The sequence below is a fragment of the Nocardiopsis sp. NPDC055824 genome (assembly GCF_053616335.1).
Window position 1 is genome coordinate 1 of record NZ_JBSHDN010000128.1, and the last position, 18,910, is coordinate 18,910.

Annotated in this window: 15 protein-coding genes; 8 read left to right on the forward strand and 7 right to left on the reverse strand. The window is 73.1% G+C overall.

From position 1 onward, the window contains the following. Positions 1-65: 65 nt before the first annotated feature. Entirely contained in the window at positions 66-722 is a 657-nt protein-coding gene (locus ACWGL3_RS22170; RefSeq protein WP_267948665.1) for a hypothetical protein, read from the reverse strand. Between the two features lie 74 nt (positions 723-796). Continuing rightward, positions 797-1,369, reverse strand: a complete 573-nt coding sequence (locus tag ACWGL3_RS22175; protein ID WP_267948666.1) for a DoxX family protein — start codon at positions 1,367-1,369, stop codon at positions 797-799. Positions 1,370-1,767: 398 nt separating this feature from the next. On the opposite strand from ACWGL3_RS22175, the gene ACWGL3_RS22180 reads away from it, so the two are divergent. The 4 genes from ACWGL3_RS22180 to ACWGL3_RS22195 all read left to right on the forward strand — a co-directional run bounded on the left by ACWGL3_RS22180 (position 1,768) and on the right by ACWGL3_RS22195 (position 7,004). Continuing rightward, a complete protein-coding gene (locus ACWGL3_RS22180) occupies positions 1,768-2,466 on the forward strand; it encodes a ribonuclease HII (RefSeq protein ID WP_452461740.1) in 699 nt (232 codons plus the stop codon). 206 nt (positions 2,467-2,672) lie between these two features. Beyond that, positions 2,673-5,144, forward strand: a complete 2,472-nt coding sequence (locus tag ACWGL3_RS22185) for an AAA family ATPase (RefSeq protein WP_267948668.1) — start codon at positions 2,673-2,675, stop codon at positions 5,142-5,144. Between the two features lie 285 nt (positions 5,145-5,429). Next, a complete protein-coding gene (locus tag ACWGL3_RS22190) occupies positions 5,430-6,161 on the forward strand; it encodes a nucleotidyltransferase family protein (RefSeq protein ID WP_452461741.1) in 732 nt (243 codons plus the stop codon). A 45-nt stretch (positions 6,162-6,206) separates the two neighbouring features. Next, positions 6,207-7,004: a tyrosine-protein phosphatase gene (locus ACWGL3_RS22195; RefSeq protein ID WP_355014284.1), complete on the forward strand. Its 798-nt coding sequence runs from the start codon at positions 6,207-6,209 to the stop codon at positions 7,002-7,004. Between the two features lie 42 nt (positions 7,005-7,046). Here ACWGL3_RS22195 and ACWGL3_RS22200 read toward each other — a convergent pair whose 3' ends face one another. Beyond that, on the reverse strand, positions 7,047-8,663 hold the full coding sequence (locus ACWGL3_RS22200) for a hypothetical protein (RefSeq protein ID WP_267950287.1): 1,617 nt from the start codon (positions 8,661-8,663) through the stop codon (positions 7,047-7,049). Positions 8,664-8,865: 202 nt separating this feature from the next. After that, on the reverse strand, positions 8,866-9,153 hold the full coding sequence (locus ACWGL3_RS22205) for a three-helix bundle dimerization domain-containing protein (protein WP_267948671.1): 288 nt from the start codon (positions 9,151-9,153) through the stop codon (positions 8,866-8,868). 570 nt (positions 9,154-9,723) lie between these two features. Here ACWGL3_RS22205 and ACWGL3_RS22210 point away from each other — a divergent pair. Next, positions 9,724-11,775: a SpoIIE family protein phosphatase gene (locus ACWGL3_RS22210; RefSeq protein WP_267948672.1), complete on the forward strand. Its 2,052-nt coding sequence runs from the start codon at positions 9,724-9,726 to the stop codon at positions 11,773-11,775. A gap of 238 nt (positions 11,776-12,013) precedes the next feature. Continuing rightward, the gene (locus ACWGL3_RS22215) at positions 12,014-13,711 is read left to right on the forward strand and encodes an RNA polymerase sigma factor (RefSeq protein WP_330161666.1); all 1,698 of its coding nucleotides are present in this window, start codon (positions 12,014-12,016) and stop codon (positions 13,709-13,711) included. Between the two features lie 303 nt (positions 13,712-14,014). On the opposite strand, the gene yaaA is transcribed toward ACWGL3_RS22215, so the two are convergent. Beyond that, entirely contained in the window at positions 14,015-14,812 is a 798-nt protein-coding gene (gene yaaA / locus ACWGL3_RS22220; protein ID WP_267948674.1) for a peroxide stress protein YaaA, read from the reverse strand. A 281-nt stretch (positions 14,813-15,093) separates the two neighbouring features. Between yaaA and ACWGL3_RS22225 the strand changes: the two genes are divergently transcribed. Further along, positions 15,094-15,783, forward strand: a complete 690-nt coding sequence (locus ACWGL3_RS22225) for a GNAT family N-acetyltransferase (protein WP_355014282.1) — start codon at positions 15,094-15,096, stop codon at positions 15,781-15,783. A gap of 87 nt (positions 15,784-15,870) precedes the next feature. On the opposite strand, the gene ACWGL3_RS22230 is transcribed toward ACWGL3_RS22225, so the two are convergent. After that, positions 15,871-16,095: a DUF7455 domain-containing protein gene (locus tag ACWGL3_RS22230; RefSeq protein WP_267948676.1), complete on the reverse strand. Its 225-nt coding sequence runs from the start codon at positions 16,093-16,095 to the stop codon at positions 15,871-15,873. A 470-nt stretch (positions 16,096-16,565) separates the two neighbouring features. Between ACWGL3_RS22230 and ACWGL3_RS22235 the strand changes: the two genes are divergently transcribed. Further along, the gene (locus ACWGL3_RS22235; RefSeq protein ID WP_355014281.1) at positions 16,566-18,671 is read left to right on the forward strand and encodes a DNA gyrase/topoisomerase IV subunit B; all 2,106 of its coding nucleotides are present in this window, start codon (positions 16,566-16,568) and stop codon (positions 18,669-18,671) included. Here ACWGL3_RS22235 and ACWGL3_RS22240 read toward each other — a convergent pair. Continuing rightward, the gene (locus ACWGL3_RS22240; protein ID WP_452461742.1) at positions 18,622-18,906 is read right to left on the reverse strand and encodes a SpoIIE family protein phosphatase; all 285 of its coding nucleotides are present in this window, start codon (positions 18,904-18,906) and stop codon (positions 18,622-18,624) included. The genes ACWGL3_RS22235 and ACWGL3_RS22240 overlap by 50 nt on opposite strands. Positions 18,907-18,910: the final 4 nt, after the last annotated feature.

Consider the following 18,910-nt stretch of genomic DNA (forward strand, 5'->3'; position numbering starts at 1 on the left):
ACGCCGGCGCCCCGGGCCCCCGGGAGCCGGGGGCGCCGGGGCGCCGCGGGTGCGGATGGAGCGGGTCAGTGGTCGACCCACACGTACCAGTCGCCGGAGACGTGCTCGTAGATCTTCGACCCCTGCCCGGGGACGAAGACCCCCTCGGGCACCTCGCCCGTGCTGTAGGCCAGGCCGGAGGGGCCGAAGAGCCCCGAGCCCTCGACCGCGAAGTGCGTGATGTCCTCGGAGACCGAGATGCTGCGCAGCGAGTACAGGCCCACCTGCTCGCCGTTGAGGGGGATGGTGGTGGGATCCTCCGCCTCCTGCCGCAGGGCCAGCAGGTCCTCGGAGGACGCCTGGATCCGCGCCTGGAGCGGGAGGTCGGCCGCGGAGACGCCGATCGCCGCCGCGGCGATCAGGGGCGCGGAGATCCAGCGGAGCCAGTAGTGGCGGATCATCGGCCGGGCGACGGCCAGGGCGATCCCCAGGCGCAGGGCGCCCATCCCTGCGAGCAGGAGCCCGCCGACCAGGCCGACGAGGAACGTCGGCAGGTGCCCGGCCGGGACGCTGTCCTCGAACAGCAGGAGGAGGCCGACCACTCCGCAGGCGGGGATGTAGAGCCGGCCGGGCGGGCGCGAGGCCCAGCTGATCATGCGCTGGCCGAGCGTCGGCTTGCCGGCGATCTCGATCAGTTTGGCCACGGACCCGTCAGGGGTCGGGCCGGGAGCTGCGGCGGACATGGCGTTCTCCCCCACCGAATCCGTGTGGAGACGCGAGCCCGCGGCACGATGGAGAGGGGCCGGGCGGGGCCGCGTCACAGGCGATACGGCCGTCGTAGCGCGGCCTGTCCCACAGGATAGAGCAGTGGCGGCGCGTGTTCGGGGCGGCGCGGGGAATCGGCGGTGGATTTCCTCGGTGTTACCGGGTGTTTGCGGTCGTGTCCCCGGCGCCTCCCGACCGCCTTCGGAGCCAGGACGAGATAGTCCCAGGACCACCGGCCGGCGCTGACGGCCATCAGCAGGCACACCGCTGTGACCAGGGACGTCGTGGCCCATGAGGAGAACGGGGACAGGTCGGGGGAGCCCGCCGTGAGGGTGCCGAGCACCGCCGCCCCGGCGAGCACCGGGCCGGTGAGCCATGTGAGCAGACCCACGGCGAAGGCGAGTGAGAGGGAGACGAGGAGCGCGGGGACGATCTGCGCGCCGAAGGACACCCCGGGCATCCCCGAGGCGGACAGGTGCTCGGCCACCGCCTCCTCCCGCCCCCGCAGCGCGAGGCCGTACTCGGCGAACATCCCTCCCACCCCCACCCGGGTGAGGGCGGCGACGACGTCGTAGAGGCGTCCTCGGGGGATCCGCGGCCGGGGGTACGGCTTGGCGCGCTGCATGTCCATTCCTCCCGGGCGACCCGGTACGGCAGTCCTCACAAGCGGAAACTACCTAAAGTAATCACTCATGACTCGTTGTGACGTACGGCGAGTCGTGCAAAGAACGCCGGAGGCGGACCGGGCCGCTCCGGCCACGGAGCCGATCGCCCCGGCACCGCCCCGCCCCGTGCCCGCGCACGAGGGTGGAGCGCCGGTCGGCGCAGGAGCGCCGGTTCGCACGGTGGGGAGGCGCCCGGGGAGGACGCGGCGCCGCCGGCGGCCCGCCCCCGGGAGCTCCCGACGGCCCGCGGGGCCCCGTGCCCTCCGCGGGCGCCGCCGCGCCGACGGCCGCCCTGCCGCTGTCCGCCCCCTCCCGGGAACGGGCACGAGGGGGTCCCCTCCCGTCCTAGGCTGGGAGGGTGCCGACGACTTCCAGGACAGCCACGCCGCCCGCCGCCCCCACGTTCGACGTCGAGAACGAGCTCCGCTCGCTCGGGGCGCGGGTGGTCGCCGGTGTGGACGAGGTGGGCCGGGGCGCCTGGGCCGGGCCCCTCCTCGTCTGCGCCGCCGTCCCGGGCGAGGGGGAACCGCCCGCCGGGCTGACCGACTCCAAGCGCCTCACCCCCAAACGCCGCCGGGAGCTCGCCGAGCAGCTCCGGCCCTGGGTCGCCGACCACGCCTTCGGATGGTCCGCGCCCGAGGAGATCGACGAGTGCGGCATGACCGAGGCCCTCCACCGGGCCTCCCGCCGGGCCCTGGACGCCCTCGCGCCGCGCCCGGACGCCGTCGTCCTCGACGGCGTCCACGACTTCATCGGCCGCCCCTGGAGAGTCCGCACCCAGGTCAAGGGCGACCTCACCTGCGTCAGCGTCGCCGCCGCCGCGATCCTGGCCAAGGTCTGCCGCGACGACCTCATGGCGGAACTCGCCGCCGACCACCCCGGGTACGGGTTCGAGAGGGCCGCCGGGTACCCCTCGCCCGTGCACCGGGCCGCGCTCGCCGAGTCCGGGCCCACCCCCCACCACCGCATGAGCTGGGCCTACCTGGACGACCTGCCCCGATGGAAGCACCTGCGCCGGCTCCGCCCCGCCCCGGGGGGACAGATCCCCCTCCTCTGAGACCGCCAGACCGGGCGGAACCACTCCGCGGCGAGGGTCCGCGGGCCCGGCCCGCCGCACACGACACGCCGCCCCGCACTGGACATCCGCCCCACTTGGGGCAAGGCTTTGGCTGTGGACGTCGGTCCCCCCGACGCCGACCGGCCCCTCCCTCCACGGCCAGGAGAGCCGACCGCCCACGGACCCCCACGCAGGAAGGGGCACGGATGACGCGCGAGATGCGCTCCACCGCCGCCGCGGAGCCGGACCGCGCCTCGGGGCTCGACCGCATGCGCGCGCTCTACCACGGCGTGCCCCTCCCCAGGAGGCTCGTGGCGGCGCTGGTCCTCGTCACGGTCGTCGCCGTCACCGCCCTGGTCACCGGCTTCGCCGTCCCGGGGGCGGTCGGCACGACCCTCGTCCTGCTGATGGCGTTCGCCGCGCTCATGCGCTCCCTCGACTCCTTCGTCACCGTCCTGGTGTGCGTCGTGTGGCTGGCGGTGACCGTGCCCCTCTTCCAGATCCCCCTCACCGGCGAACCCGTCACCCTGCTCGTGCTGCCGCTGCCGCTGCTCGTCGTGCTCGCCGCCGGGCGGGCCAGGGAGTTCCCCGTCTGGCACACCGCCCTGCTCTCCCTCACCGCGGGGCTGATCGCCGGGTTCTCGGTGGCTCTGGCGGGGATGGTCGTCGACCCCTTCTCCGCGTCCTGGGGCGTCGTCGCGCTGTACGCCGCCGCGGGCGCGTGCCTGCTCTGGCGCCTCTCCGCCTCCCGCCAGATCACCCGGGAGAGCGAGGCCAACCGGCGGGAGGCGGCCTCGTCCATGCCCGTGTCCCGCTCCGACCGCCCCCGCCGGGCCGACGGACCGGAGCGCAGGGGCCGTCCGCAGCCGCTGCGCGGCCGCTCGGACGCCGGCGCCGGCACGGCCCGGCCGACCGGGGGCGGCGCCCCCGACGACGAACCGGTCCCCGTCGACCAGGCCCTGGCCGAGCTGGAGGACATGATCGGCCTCGACCCGGTCAAACAGCAGGTGCGCGGCATCGCGGCCTCCATCGAGGCGGCCCGGCTGCGCGCGGACGCCGGGTTCCCCGTCGAGCGCCCGCTGCGCCACCTGGTCTTCTCCGGGCCGCCCGGCACGGGCAAGACCAGCGTCGCCCGCACCCTGGCCACGATCTTCCACTCCTTCGGCCTGCTGCCCACCTCCCGGGTGGTCGAGGCCCAGCGCGCCGACCTGGTGGGGGAGTACCTGGGCGCCACCGCCATCAAGACCAACGAGCTCATCGACCGCTCCCTCGGCGGAGTCCTGTTCATCGACGAGGCGTACTCGCTGGTCAACGAAGGGGACGGTCAGTCGGACCGGTTCGGCAACGAGGCGGTGCAGACCCTGCTCAAGAGGGCGGAGGACGACCGCGACCAGCTCGTCGTGGTCCTCGCCGGGTACGAGAAGGAGATGGACGCCTTCCTGGCCTCCAACCCCGGCCTGGCCTCGCGCTTCGCCACCCGGATCAGCTTTCCCAGCTACTCCGCCGACGAGCTGTTCCGCATCGCCGAGTCCCTCGTCCACCAGCGCGGCGACACCCTCGAGGCCGACGCGGCGCGCGCCCTCAGGCGAAGATTCGACCAGGTGGTCCAGCGGGAGGTGGTCGACGACCTGGGCAACGGCCGCTTCGCCCGCTCCGTGGTGGAGAAGGCCGCCCAGGCCCGCGACGTGCGCGTGGTCACCACCGGGGTGGACGGGGACACGCCCGCGCCGCGCCCCGAGGCGGAGGACCTCATCACGGTCCGCGCCGCCGACGTCGAGGCGGCCCATGCCGAGCTGACCTCACGCCTGCCGGGGTTCGGGGCCGCTCCCGGGATCGACGAGGCACTGGCCGAACTGGACGCCATGATCGGGCTGGAACCGGTCAAGCAGCAGGTCCGCTCCATCGTGGCCCAGCTGAGGGTGGCCAAGCTCCGCGAGGAGCAGGGCCTGCTCAACCAGGCGCCCATGCGGCACTTCGTGTTCTCGGGGCCGCCCGGCACGGGCAAGACCACGGTCGCCCGGGTGCTCGGCCGGGTGTTCTCCGCCCTCGGCCTGCTCGGGCGCGCCGACGTGGTCGAGGCCCAGCGGGCGGACCTGGTCGGCGAGCACCTGGGGGCGACCGCCGTCAAGACCAACCGTCTGGTGGACCGCGCCCTGGGAGGGGTGCTGTTCGTGGACGAGGCGTACTCCCTCGTCAACCCCGGCTACAGCGGCGGGGACGCGTTCGGGGCCGAGGCCATCCAGACCCTGCTCAAGCGCGCCGAGGACGACCGCTCGCGGCTCGTGGTGGTGCTCGCCGGCTACCCGGCCGAGATGGAGCGCTTCCTGGCCTCCAACGCCGGCCTCTCCTCCCGTTTCAACGTGCGGGTGCGCTTCCCCTCCTACAGCGCGGACGAGCTCACCGAGATCGCCGAGGCGGTGGCGGCCCGCACGGGCGACACCTTCGACGACACCGCCCGCGAGGACCTGCGCAGCATCTTCGGGCACGTGTGCGGGGCCGGGTGGATCGACGACCTGGGCAACGGGCGCTTCGCGCGCTCCCTGTTCGAGAAGGCGTGCTCCCACCGCGACCTGCGGGTGTCCCAGGAGAGGGGAGAGGACGCCACGGCCGTCGAGCTCACCCTCGTCACGAGCGCGGACGTCCGCAAGGCCTACGCCGAGGCCACCCAGCAGACGTAGGCCGTGCTCCGCGGACCGTTCCGGGCCCGCGCCGTCCGGCGCGGGCGCCGGGCCCGCCGGGAGCACCCGCGGACCGCGCCCCGGCGGCGGCCGGGAGGGTTCGGGCCCCGCCCCTTCCGCCGCGACGCCTCCCCGCCGGGCGGCAGGCCGGTGAACCCCTCCGGCCCGCCGCCCGGCCTCCGGGCCGGGTCCCCCGCGCCCCGCCGGCGACGTGTCCGGTCGGCCCGTGGAGACGGCCTCCGGGCGCTCCGGGGCGCCCGGAGGCGTGGTGCTAGTGTCCGACGCATGACCGCTGCACCCTCATCCTCCGCGTCCCCCGTCACCCAGGCGCTCATCCTCGCCGGTGGGCAGGCCACCCGGCTGCGGCCCTACACCGACACCCGCCCCAAGGCGATGGTGGAGGTGGCCGGACGGCCCATCATCGACTACCAGCTGGAGTGGCTGGCCGGCCACGGCGTCGAGCAGGTCGTGGTGTCCTGCGGATACAAGGCCGAGGTCCTGCGCGAGCACCTCGCCGCACGCCCGGGCGGGCCGGAGGTGACGCTCCTGGTCGAGGACGAGCCGCTGGGGCGCGGCGGCGCCCTGCGCTACGCCGCGACCGGCCTGCGCGACCAGGACGCCGCCTACTTCGCGCTCAACGGCGACGTGCTCACGTGGTTCCCGCTGGACGAGCTGGCCGCCCACCACCGGGCCAAGGACGGCCTGGCCACCCTCGCCCTGGCCCAGTTCCGCACGACCTGGGGCATCGTGGACGTGGACGACCAGGACCGGATCGAGGGGTTCACCCAGAGCCCGCTGCTGCCGGTGTGGATCAACGCCGGCGTGTACCTGTTCGAGCCGGGCATCACGCCGCTGCTGCCGGAGAAGGGCGACCACGAGTCCTCGACCTTCCCCGAGCTGGCCGCGGAGGGGCGCCTGACCGCGTACCGGATCGACGGGTTCTGGCGCGGCGTGGACACCGCCAAGGACGTCAAGGAGGCGGGGGAGGAGATCACCGCCATGCGCGGCGGGGAGTGACCCCGCCCGGCAAGCCGGGCACGGGCCGACGGGACGCCGGGGCGGGTGGGTATCGTCGCGGACGTGACGAATGACGGTTTCATCCTCTCCAGTGTCCCCAACTTCCGCGACCTGGGCGGGCTCCGCACCGCGACCGGGCGTACGGTGCGCCACGGCCTGCTGTACCGCTCCGACGCCCTCCACTCGGTCTCCGAGGAGGAGGTGGCGGTCTACAACGGCCTGGGCATCCGGCAGCTCGTGGACCTGCGCACCCCCCACGAGCGGGAGAGCCTGCCCGACATCACGCCCGAGGGCGCCGCGTACACCGCCGTGTCCGTGCAGAACCCGGAGGCGGCGGGCGCCAACTTCTCCGCCGCGCTCACCGATCCCGAGGTCGCCCGGCGCATGTTCGCCGACGGCGCCGCCGAGCGCTTCATGCACGGCGTCTACCGCGAGCTGGTCACCGACGCCGAGGCGCTCACCGGCTACCGCGACCTGGTCGAACGGGCGGCCAAGGGCCCGACCGCCCTCGTCTTCCACTGCAGCGCGGGCAAGGACCGCACGGGCTGGGGCGCCGCACTGCTGCTCGGCCTGCTGGGGGTGGACCGCGAGACGGTGGTCACCGACTACCTGGCCAGCAACGACCGCCAGGCGAACACCGACAAGTGGATGCGGCTGCTGGCCGAGAACAGCGGCCTGCCCTGGGAGGAGGTCGTGCCGATGACCCGGGTCCGGGCCGAGTACCTGGACACCTCGTTCCGCCACATCGACGAGGTGTACGGCTCCTTCGACAACTACGTCGTGGACGGCCTGGAGCTGTCCGGCGGCACCGTGGACCTGCTCCGGGAGCGCATGCTCCGGTAGCGCCCTCCGGGGGCCGCGTCCGGACGGCGCGGGAGGGCCGCCCTACAGGGAGTCCAGTCGACGGCGCAGGTCGCTCTCACAGGTCGCCGTGTCCAGGACCTCGCCCAGGGCGGCCAGCACCGCGGGGCGGGCCACACCGCGGTCCAGCATCCGCCGGGCCGCGGCCCACAGGTTCGCGGGCCTCCCGTGCCACAGCCGCCGGGCCAGGCGCTCGTGGCGGTCCAGCTCCCTCTCCCGTTCGGGGTCGTCGCCGGTGACCGGCCGGTACCACCGGTCCCGGCCGCTGGAGTGGCGGCCGCTGTGCGGCGTGGCCGCCTCGTACTCGCCGTAGTGGTCCAGCCGCAGCAGCGCCCGGCGGCCGTGCGGGGTGTCCGGGTCGAACTCCTCCGGGGCCCAGGTCACCATCTCGCTCGCCAGCAGGGGGAACGCGAACATCCGCCGGGCCAGCGAAGCGAAGTCGCCGTCCGGCAGCAGCCGGCGCACCGCCTCCTGGCGCAGCCCCAGCGGGCGCGCGGGGTCGCGGTAGACCCGGGCGAACTCCGCGGTGGACTCCCACACCGCGTCCAGGGTGGCACCCACGGCCACGTCCGGAAGCCCGCCCCGGGCGCCCGCCCAGCGCACCCACGCGGCCAGCACGTGCGGCATGGCCTCCTGCTCCTCCGGCAGCAGCACCACGCGGCCGGGCAGCCAGTGCAGGAGGAAGGACTCCACCTTGCGCGGGCTGATCCGCGTCGGGCGGCCGCTGTCGACGTCGCAGCCGTGCGCGATGATGTGGTCGGCGCAGCGGCTCGCCGCGTACGAGTCGGAGAGCTCGGCCGCCTCGTCCGAGGCCAGGAAACGGGCGGCCAGCACGGCGCGCCGGTCGCGCCGCCACACGGGGGCCTGCGGGGCGCCGGCCCCGGAGTGCGGGCCGGGCAGCGTGCGCACCCGTGCGCTGGCCAGGGCGAAGTGGGAGGCCAGCGAGCCCCCGGTCAGATCGGAGACGGTCAGGCCGATCGGCTCGACGGTCGGTCCCGAGGACCGGTCGGTCGACGCCCCCGCCACCATGCGCTCGGTGCGCTCCAGGGCCCGGGTCAGCAGGGCCCGCGCCTCCGTGAGCTCGACCTGGGAGAACCGGGCGAACTCGTCCGCGTCGGCCCGCTCGCGGCAGCGGTCGAGCAGCCGGTCGACCTTGGTGGTGACCCAGGCGTCGCGGAGGACGCCGCCGCCGTTGTGGTCCAGGACCAGGATCAGCGCGTGCTCGGCAGGGGGCGGCCCGGCGTCGGGGGCGCGGTCCCCGTCGCGGCTGAACACGCACACCACGTCGTCGGTGTCGCCGAACTGGTCGCTGTTGACATAGGCGGCCACCGGGGTGACCGCGCCCAGCTGGGACGCCCAGCCGGGTACCTGGAGACCGCGCTCCTGGAGGGCGATCACGCCCTGCCCGGCGAGCTCGCGCTGCTCGGAGGACGTGCCCAGCGCGGCGACCGCCGCCAGGACGCCGAGGCCGGCCGGCTTGCCGGAGGCGGTGGCGTGCGCGATCAGGCCCTCCCCGAGCAGCCGTCCGACGTCCACGCCCGGCATCCGCTCGCCCCACCAGCTGCCGAGCAGTTCGCTGAACGCCAGTTCGGCGTCGAGGGGATGGCGCATGGCGAGCATGGCCCGGGAGGCGCGCAGCATCTCGTCGAAGACGGCGCCGGGCACCGGTTCCGGACCTGTGGGCGTGGGAGGTGTAGGGGAGGGCACCGTCCGAGCGTATGACAGCCCCGGGCGTGGGGCTCCCCGTCCGCGCGATCCGGCGGCGGGCCCCTCCGCGGCCGGACGCGGGCGGGGCGCCGCATCCCCCGGGGCGCGGCGCCCGGGGTCCGGGCCGGGGAGGGGTTCAGCGGGGCCGGGGGGCGGTGCGGTGTCCGGAGAGGAGCGTGGCCCCGGTCCTGAGCGGCGCCTGCCGGACGGCCTGGGAGGGCGGCACGGAGTTCACCATCGCCCGCAGGTGCTCCCGGGCGACCCGCTCGACCAGGTGGGGCGTGACCGTGATGCCCAGGTGCTCGAAGCACTGCCAGGTGTCGCGGACCCGGCGCTCGACACAGCGGTGGGACAGACCGCCGAACTCGTCGTGGAGCCGTGCCGAGATCTGTCTGAGATCCTGGACAGGGAAGGTCGGGAGCATGCGTGCTCACACCCCTAGCTGGAGATGGCCTGGACGGTGACCTCCACCCATTCCACTTGTTCTGGACGTACTGTCAACCCCTCCTACGGCACGCGGTCGATAAAAAAACATGGACGCACCGTTTACCCGGGACCCGCAGTTCTCCCAGGTCAAGGTGGTGAAAGGGATCAATCGGACGGATGACATTCGCGTTTCGGGGTTTCGAGATCAAACCGACATCCAACACCCATTGCCGGTAATTGCGGGAAAACACGCCGGGAAAACCGCCGGTCCACCGTGTCCGGACCGCCCGGTGACCTAGCATTTACCTTCTCGCCGCCACGGGCGGCCGTCGGCGCGAGGGCCGTTGCGCGCGGGCGGGTGTGTCTTATGCTTGAGCCGTGACAGCGGCCGAGAGGGGTCATGGAGCGTGACTCCCGGGAGCCGCGGAGCCTCCGATCCCCCTCGGCGCCGCACCCTCCGGTTCCACCCCGTGGACGGCCCGCGCGGTCGACGGAGGCCACGCGGCCAAGGCAGAAGCCCCAGCGAAAAACGGGTGGGGAATCCGACGGTTCCGGAGGTGTCGAGCAGTTGAGCGCCGAGACGTCCATTCCCCCGCCCCGGCTCAGCAGGGCGCAACTCCCCGACGCGGTGAAATCCCTTCTCACCGACTCCCCGATCGGATTCGCCCTCCTCGGCCCCGACGACGTCTTCGGCACGGTCAACCAGCGGCTCGCCGTCCTCCTCGGACGGACCCCCGCCGAATGCCTCGGCCGGACGCCCGACGACCTCCTGGAGGAGAGCGGCGACCGGGTCGCCGCCGCCAGCCACCGCGCCTCGCTGGCCGGCGTCCGCGAGAGCGGGCACGCGATCCGCGACCGCCACCGCACGCCCTCCGGGCAGGTCTGGGACCTGACCTGGTTCCCCGTCACCGACCCCGGCACCGGGGACGAGCACGTCGCCCTCATCGCCGCGCACGACGGCGGCACCACCCGCCGGGACGAGCAGCGGCTGCGGGCCCTGCTCCAGGCGGGCAACCAGATCGTCTGGGCCGCCGGCTCCGGCGGCGACGTCCACGAGGACTGCCCCCAGTGGAGGGCCGTCACCGGCCAGGACCTCGACCGCTACCTCGGCCGCGGCTGGCTCGACGCGCTCCACCCCGACGACCGCCCCCGCGTCGAACGCGCCTGGGACGACGCCGTCCTCGACATCACGCCCTTCGACGCCATGTTCCGGGTGCGTACCCGCTCCGGCGCCTACAGCCACTACCGTGCGCGCGCCAACCCGATCATGGACGGCGCCGAGACGGCCGAATGGGTCGGCACCCTCGTCGACATCACCACCGAGCGCGAGGCGGACGAGCTGCGCCAGCGTCTCAACCAGCAGCTCAGCGAGGCGGCCATGCGGACCGCACGCCTCCAGAAGGCCACCTCCGACCTCGCCGAGGCGCTCACCGCCGACGAGGTCGTCAACGCCATGTCGGAGATCGGCCGCTCCGGAGTGGGCGCCGACCACACCTGCGTGGTCCTGCTCGACCGCGACCGCCTGCGCCTCCGCACGATCGCCGCCGCGCAGGCCCACCCCCTGCCCAGGCCCGCGTTCCCCCTGGACCACCCGGACGTCGCCGCCCGTGCGGTCGCCGACGGCCAGCCCCGCCTGGCCGCCAACCCGGCCGAGCTCGCCGCGCTGCTCGACGACGCGCCCATGGCCGCCGAACTCGTCCGGTCCACATCCGAGCGCGCCTGGGTGGCGCTGCCGATGATGGTCGCCGGACGGCCCATCGGGGCGCTGCGCTTCGCCTTCTCCACGCCGCGCGAGGTCACCGACGAGGAGCGCGTGTTCCTGGAGGCCCTGGCGGGCCAGTGCGCGCTCGCGATCGGCCGCGCCACCCTCTACGAGCAGGAGCACAGCACCGCGGAGGAGCTCCAGCGCAGCCTGCTGCCGGAGGAGCTGCCGGCGATCCGGGGCCTCCGGCTCGCCGCCTACTACCGGTCCGGCTCCCAGAACGTGCAGGTCGGGGGCGACTGGTACGACGCCTTCCCGTTGCCCGACGGACGCGTGGCCGGGGTGCTCGGCGACGTCATGGGCAAGGGGATCCCGGCCGCGGCGGGAATGAGTCGCATCCGGAACGCGTTGCGGGCACTGGCGTTCTCCATGCCGGAGCCCGCCGACGTCCTGACCGGACTCGACCGCATGTTCACCGCGACGGAGGGTATGGACCAGGTCACCACACTGGTCTACTTCGTCCTCGACCCCGTCACCGGCCAGCTCGACCTCAGCAACGCGGGACACCTCCCGCCGCTGGTCGTGGCCGGCAGTGCCGGGCCTTCACTGCTCGACACCGAACCCGACACACCACTCGGGATCAGCTCGCCACGAGGTCACCACAAATTCTTCGTGCAACCCGGTAACACCGTCGCCCTGTACTCCGATGGACTGGTTGAGAACCGCAAACGGTCCGTCGACTCCGGACTCGACGAGCTCGTCAGCGTGGCGGCGTCGGCTCCTCCGGAGGTGGTGGGCGATCCACAGCAGATGCTGGAGTACCTTGTTGAGAGCATGCTCGATGGGTATGAGCAGGACGACGACGTCACTCTGCTCGCCGTTCAGCTTCCGGTGATCGATCCCGTGTCGGAGCGGTAGACCGTACGAACAAGTCCATTGCCTTGCCTACAGTGAAGAAGCCGTTCCGCCCCGCGACGCGGCGGTGATCCCCCAGGGGGATGACCTCCGGGAGCGCATACGCTTGAAAGACAAACGGCTTCCCCGCCCCAGTGGGGACGATCCCAGGCCGCAGGTGGGAGAGGGTGTCGTGCCCGGTCCCGACCGGGCGGACCACCGGGTCCGACAATCTCGCCACACGTCCGTTCGAGAGGTGTTTGTGTCATCTGCCAGTTCGACTCGCTCGAAGCAGTCCGAGTCACTGCAAGAGCCCGTCATTCAGCAGCTGATCGAGCGTGGGCGGTCCCAGGGCTTTCTTGAGCCCGAGGACGTGCGCCGTGCCTTCGAAGAGGCCGAAATTCCGATGTCGCAGGCGCAGTCCGTGCTCCGCAGCCTCGCCAAGGAGGGTGTGACCGTACTCGTTCCCGAGTCGGCCTCCTCCCGGCGCAAGGCCCCGCGGCGCAAGACGGCGACCACGCGGTCCACCTCGACCAAGTCCACCACGACGACCACGACGAGTCGGGCCGCCAAGCCCGTGCGCGCCGCGGCCGCCCACGAGCAGCCCGAGACGGTCACCGCGGTGGTCGACTCCGCGGAGGGCGCCTCCGGCGCCGCCCGCAAGCCCGCGGCCAAGAAGGCCGCGACCGCCAAGAAGGCGACCGCCCCCAAGAAGGCCGCGGCGGCCAAGAAGACGACCGCGTCCAAGGGCCCGGCGGCCAAGAAGACCGCGACCGCCAAGAAGGCGGGCAAGAAGGACCTCGAACTGGCCGCGGAGGGCGAGTTCGAGGACGACGACGAGGTCCTGGACGACCTCGAGCACACCGGCGCCGAGCTGGAGCTGGTCGAGGACACCCCGGACACCCCGGACCCCTCGGACAAGGACGCCAAGCCGGCCAAGCCCGAGGCCGTGGGCGCGCCGAGCAAGAAGCCCGACAAGGAGGACGAGTCCTTCGTCCTCTACGACGATGACGACGACGCCCCCGCAGCCCAGGTGGTCGCGGCCGGAGCCACCGCGGACCCGGTCAAGGACTACCTGAAGCAGATCGGCAAGGTGCCGCTCCTCAACGCCGAGCAGGAGGTCGAGCTCGCCAAGCGGATCGAGGCCGGCCTGTTCGCCGAGGAGAAGCTCTCCGACGAGGCCGACATCCTCACCTTCGAGCTGCGCGACGAGCTGGAGTGGATCGCCGAGGACGGCGGCCGGGCCAAGAAGCACCTGCTGGAGGCCAACCTCCGGCTGGTCGTGTCGCTCGCCAAGCGCTACACGGGGCGCGGCATGCTGTTCCTGGACCTGATCCAGGAGGGCAACCTCGGCCTGATCCGCGCGGTGGAGAAGTTCGACTACACCAAGGGCTTCAAGTTCTCGACCTACGCCACGTGGTGGATCCGCCAGGCGATCACCCGCGCGATGGCCGACCAGGCCCGCACCATCCGCATCCCGGTGCACATGGTCGAGGTCATCAACAAGCTGGCCCGCGTCCAGCGCCAGATGCTCCAGGACCTGGGCCGCGAGCCCACCCCGGAGGAGCTGGCCAAGGAACTCGACATGACCCCGGAGAAGGTCGTCGAGGTGCAGAAGTACGGTCGCGAGCCGATCTCCCTGCACACTCCGCTGGGCGAGGACGGCGACAGCGAGTTCGGCGACCTCATCGAGGACTCCGAGGCGATCCAGCCGGGCGAGGCCGTCAGCTTCACCCTGCTCCAGGAGCAGCTGCACTCGGTGCTGGACACCCTGTCCGAGCGCGAGGCCGGCGTCGTCTCCATGCGGTTCGGGCTCACCGACGGCCAGCCGAAGACTTTAGACGAGATCGGCAAGGTCTACGGGGTCACCCGTGAGCGCATCCGGCAGATCGAGAGCAAGACGATGTCGAAGCTCCGTCACCCGTCGCGTTCGCAGGTGCTCCGCGACTACCTGGACTAGGTCCCCCGGGTAGTCCCGACCGAAGCAGGACCGAGACCGTTGTGCCGTCCCGCCCGCGTGCGGGGCGGCACAACGGCTTCCGGCACCGCGTCGGCTCACGGGCGTGGCGACCCCCGCGTGTCCTCCGGCGTCCGGTGGGAGCGTCCCTTCCCGCGCGCGGGTCCGGCCTCCCAGGGTGTGTCCTTCATCCATCCGACGCCGCCCATGGTGTCGTACGCGCTGTAGGTGCGGCATAAAGTTGCGATACCGAGTCGTTATGTCGCGGGGAGTGACTGTGGGTCACCCCCGCCTCACGCTTCCGCCTCAGTCGCGGACGACCACGTCCATGACGCGAGGGGCCCCCGCCCGCGCCGCGGGCGCCAGCTCCGCGGTGTGCCCCAGGTCCCGCAGGGCCGCCACCAGCTCCTCCGGGGTGTCGGCGTCCACGCCCTCCACCAGGAGCGCGCGGGCGATGTCGCCCCGGGTGGCCTTGGCCATGTGGCTGACCACCGACCGCTCGACGGTCCCGCCCACCTCGCGCTCGCGCAGCACGCGCACCGCGACGGTGCGCCCGGCCGCCGCGCCGGTCGGCCTGAAGGCCGCCGCGTAGGCGGCCGAACGGCAGTCCACCAGCAGCCGCCCCTCGGCGAGCCCGCCCAGGGGGCCCGCCAGCGCACGTCGCCAGTGGGCGCCCAGGCCGCCCAGAGGGGGCAGCCGCACCCCCATGGACAGCCGGTAGGGCGGAAGCCGGTCGGCGGGGCCGACGACGCCCCACAGGCCGGAGAAGACCAGCACCCGCTCGCGGACGCGGCCGGCCGCGGGGGAGTCGAGGAGGCCGGGCAGTCCCAGCCGCTCGTAGAGGACACCCGTGTACAGCTCGGCGGCGCGCAGCGTCGGCGCGGTGGCCGCGTCCAGGTTGCGCTTGAGGGCGTCTGCCTGGTTGGCGGTCAGGCCCAGCACGTCCATGGCGACGTCCTCGGGGCCCGCGCACAGTTCCGTCAGCGCCGCCAGCACCTGTTCGCGGGCCGGGGCGAGCTCGGGCAGCGTGAGCGAGCCCGGGTCCAGGCGCGGTCCCTCCCCGGAACCGGCCTTGCCCTCGGACGGCGGCAGCAGGACGAGCATGGTGCGGACTCCAGAAGGGGCGGGGCAGTGGGTTCCCGCCCATGTTAGGGCGTGTTCGGCGGTGCCGGGCGGATCCCCCGGGGATCCGCCCGCGAGGTCGGCGGCGCCCGGTCCCGGGGCGGACCACCGGCGCCCGCACGGGGAGCGCCGTCCTGCCGGGCCCGCCGCCGCGGGCGCGGAGCGGCGTGGAGGCCGGGTCCGTGTCCTCGGGGCCGCGCGACCGCCGCGGCGGGCCGCCCGGTAGCATCGTCCGCTTCCGACGAGGACTCCGGGGAGCGGGCATGCACGAGTGGGCGGCGAGGGTGGCGCGGGACTGGCCCGCGTTCACCGTGGAGACGCGCGGGGGCTGGAGGCTCGGCCTCGCCGACGGGGTGACCAAGCGGGCGAACTCCGCGCTGGTCCTGGACCCCGGCGCGGACGTCGCCGAGGTCACCGCCTACTACACCGGGCACGGGGTGAGGCCCTGCGCACAGGTGTGGCCGGGGGAGGAGGCCGTGGACGCCAGGCTGGCGGAGCACGGCTACGAGGTGGTGGAGCCCACCCTCGTCCTCGCCCGCGGCCTGGACGAGCGCCCCGCCGCCGAGGGCGCCTCCCTGATCACCGCGCGTCCCACCCCCGCATGGTCCGCCCTGTTCGGGCGCACGGGCGTGGACGCGCGCACGGCGGACACCGTCACGCGCATCCTCGGACAGGTCGGCACGGCCTACGGTGTCGCCGCCTCGGGGGAGGGCCGGGGCTGCGCGGTCCTGGACGGGGAGTCGGTCGGGATCTGCGCCATGGTCACCGACCCCGGGGCCCGCGGGAAGGGCGTGGCCACGGGCCTCCTCGCCGACCTGCTGCGGTGGGCGTACGACGAGGGGGCGCGGAGCGCCTACCTGTGCGTGGTGGAGGGCAACGAGCCGGCCCTGCGGCTGTACGGCGGCGCCGGGTTCGCCCCGGTCTCCCGCTACCACAACCGGGTCCTGGGCTGAGGGGGAGGAGACCCCGCACACAAAGGGACGGCGGCCCCTGGCGGGGCCGCCGTCGCTGTCGGGCCGTCTTCTCTTGTGCTCGTGTGGCTAACGCTCGTCCGCGGAGTTCTTGCTCTCGGTGAGCTTGTCGGTCTCGTCCTGGATGTCCGAAGCGATCTTTCGGAGAGAGTCGTCGTGCTTGCGCATGTGGTGTGCGCAGAACAGGAGTTCGCCGCCGGAGTTCAGCAGCACCCGGACGTAAGCCTGTGCACCACAGCGGTCGCAACGGTCAGCAGCCGTCAGCGGCTGGGTGGGGGCAAGGGTTCCAGTCACTTCGCCATCCTCAATACTCGGCGTTAGTCACCTCTGACAACATCTAACCCGACCCAGACGTTCCCAACCAGCCGCCGTGTACGCCGACAGCGGAATCTGCCTGGTTGGTGCCTGGAAGGAACGCTTTGGGACCTTTCTCGTCGGTCGTCTGCTCTCGGTCTCGTTCTACCCCGGGGAGGGCCCTGCATCCCCGGAAAAGGGGAGTATCCAGGTCGCATCCACCAGAGGTGGTAGTCTCGCGCGGGGCGGGACCCGTGCTCCCTTCGCCCCTGTACCAGCGGAACACGCTCGTGCGCTCCCGGCGACGACGCCGGACGGCGCCCCGGCGGCGCGCGCCCGCCCAGCCCGCCACGTGCGACGGAAAGCGACCGGCGCGCCGCGGCCAGGCCCCCCTTTCGTCGGTGCGGCGCGGTACAAAGGGCACGCACCGCATCAGACCCGATGGCCCTCGAAACGCAGGAGATGTCCGAGTGACCGCCTTGACCGCAGCCGTCCACGACCCGGGGGACTACTCAGCCCGGCACCTGTCGGTCCTCGAGGGTCTGGAGGCGGTGCGCAAACGCCCGGGCATGTACATCGGGTCCACCGACAGCCGCGGCCTCACCCACTGCATGTGGGAGATCATCGACAACTCCGTGGACGAGGCCCTGGGTGACTTCTGCGGCCGGATCGACGTCACACTCCACGCCGACGGCTCGGTGGCGGTGAGCGACGACGGGCGCGGCATCCCGGTCGACCTCGAGCCCAAGTCCGGGCTCTCCGGCGTGGAGCTGGTCATGACCAAGCTCCACGCGGGCGGCAAGTTCGGCTCCGGCTCCTACACCGCCTCCGGCGGTCTGCACGGCGTCGGCGCCTCGGTCGTCAACGCCCTCTCCGCCCGGGTCGACGTGGAGGTGGACCGCCAGGGCCGCACCCACGCGATGAGCTTCCGCCGGGGCATCCCCGGCCGCTTCGCGGGCCCCGGGCCCGACGCCGAGTTCACCCCCTCGTCCGGCCTGGACCAGATCCGCAAGGTCGCCCAGAGGACCACCGGCACCCGCATCCGGTTCTGGCCGGACATGCAGATCTTCCTCAAGGACGCGGAGATCGCCCGCGAGAACCTGCTGGACCGGGCCCGCCAGACCGCCTTCCTCGTCCCGGGGCTGACCATCTCGGTGCGCGACGAGCGCGCGGAGGGTGAGCCCGCCCACGAGGAGGAGTTCCGCTTCGACGGCGGCATCGGCGAGTTCTGCACCTTCCTGGCGCCGGACGACCCGATCAGCGACGTCCTGCGCATCCAGGGCAGCGGGAGCTTCACCGAGACCGTCCCCGTCCTGGACGACGCCGGCCACATGGTGCCCGCCGACGTCGAGCGCCGCCTCGACGTCGACGTCGCCCTGCGCTGGGGCACCGGCTACGACACCACCGTGCGCTCCTTCGTCAACGTGATCGCCACCCCCAAGGGCGGAACCCACATCAACGGCTTCGAGCGCGCCCTGGTGCGGGTCGTCAACGACCAGCTGCGCGCCACCAAGCTGCTCCGGAACAGCGACGACCCCGTCACCAAGGACGACACGCAGGAGGGGCTCACCGCGGTCGTCACCGTCCGCCTGCCCGAACCGCAGTTCGAGGGCCAGACCAAGGAGATCCTCGGCACCTCCGCCGCGACCCGCATCGTCTCCCAGGTGGTCGGCAAGGAGCTCCGCGAGTTCCTCACCTCCACCAAGAAGCTGGAGAAGGCCAAGGCCCGCACCGTGCTGGAGAAGGTCGTGGGCGCCGCCAAGGCGCGCCTGGCCGCCCGCCAGCAGAGGGAGACCCAGCGGCGCAAGAACGCCCTGGAGAACTCGGCGCTGCCCGCCAAGCTGGTGGACTGCCGCAGCGAGGGGCTGGAGCACAGCGAGCTGTTCATCGTCGAGGGGGACTCCGCGCTGGGCACCGCCAAGCTCGCGCGCAACTCGGAGTTCCAGGCGCTGCTGCCGATCCGGGGCAAGATCCTCAACGTGCAGAAGTCGTCGGTCACCGACATGCTCAAGAACGCCGAGTGCGCCGCGATCCTCCAGGTCATCGGGGCGGGGTCGGGCCGGACCTTCGACATCGACGCCGCCCGCTACGGCCGGATGATCCTCATGGCCGACGCGGACGTGGACGGCGCGCACATCCGCTGCCTGCTGCTCACGCTCATCTACCGCTACATGCGGCCGATGCTGGAGGCCGGCCGGGTGTTCGCGGCGGTGCCGCCGCTGCACCGCATCGAGCTGACCAACGTCCGGCGCAAGCGGGGCGCCAAGCCCGAGGACCGCTACATCTACACCTACTCCGACGCCGAGCTCCAGCGCACGCTGCTGGACCTGGAGAAGCGCAAGATCGGCTGGAAGGAGCCGGTGCAGCGGTACAAGGGCCTGGGCGAGATGGACGCCGACCAGCTGGCGGAGACCACCATGGACCCGCGCCACCGTACCCTGCGCCGGATCCGGGTCGAGCAGGCCGAGGAGGCCGCGGCCGTGTTCAACCTGCTGATGGGCAACGAGGTGGCGCCGCGCCGCAAGTTCATCCAGCAGGGCGCCCAGGAGCTGGACATCGCCCGCGTCGACATCTGACCGGGACGGGGCCGGAGAGGCCCTCGCGCGAAGGGCCCGCACCCCGGTCGCCGCGCCGGGTCAGCCCGTCGGTGTGCAGGACAAGGAGGTCACCAGGGAGCAGCCGGGTCTCGGCCTCGCCGTACACGGCACCGGTCGTCGCCCCGAGCAGGACACCCTCGGGCCGCCGCAGCGTGTGCCCCGTCCCGTCGCGGAAGAGCAGCGGGGCGGGGTGTCCGGCCTGCGCCCAGGCCAGGGTC

Coding starts and splice junctions, on each gene's coding strand:
- ACWGL3_RS22170 (WP_267948665.1), bottom strand. CDS start 722: ATGTCCGCCGCAGCTCCCGGCCCGACCCCTGACGGGTCCGTGGCCAAA.
- ACWGL3_RS22175 (WP_267948666.1), bottom strand. CDS start 1,369: ATGCAGCGCGCCAAGCCGTACCCCCGGCCGCGGATCCCCCGAGGACGC.
- ACWGL3_RS22185 (WP_267948668.1), top strand. CDS start 2,673: ATGACGCGCGAGATGCGCTCCACCGCCGCCGCGGAGCCGGACCGCGCC.
- ACWGL3_RS22190 (WP_452461741.1), top strand. CDS start 5,430: ATGACCGCTGCACCCTCATCCTCCGCGTCCCCCGTCACCCAGGCGCTC.
- ACWGL3_RS22200 (WP_267950287.1), bottom strand. CDS start 8,663: ATGCTGCGCGCCTCCCGGGCCATGCTCGCCATGCGCCATCCCCTCGAC.
- ACWGL3_RS22205 (WP_267948671.1), bottom strand. CDS start 9,153: ATGCTCCCGACCTTCCCTGTCCAGGATCTCAGACAGATCTCGGCACGG.
- yaaA (WP_267948674.1), bottom strand. CDS start 14,812: ATGCTCGTCCTGCTGCCGCCGTCCGAGGGCAAGGCCGGTTCCGGGGAG.
- ACWGL3_RS22225 (WP_355014282.1), top strand. CDS start 15,094: ATGCACGAGTGGGCGGCGAGGGTGGCGCGGGACTGGCCCGCGTTCACC.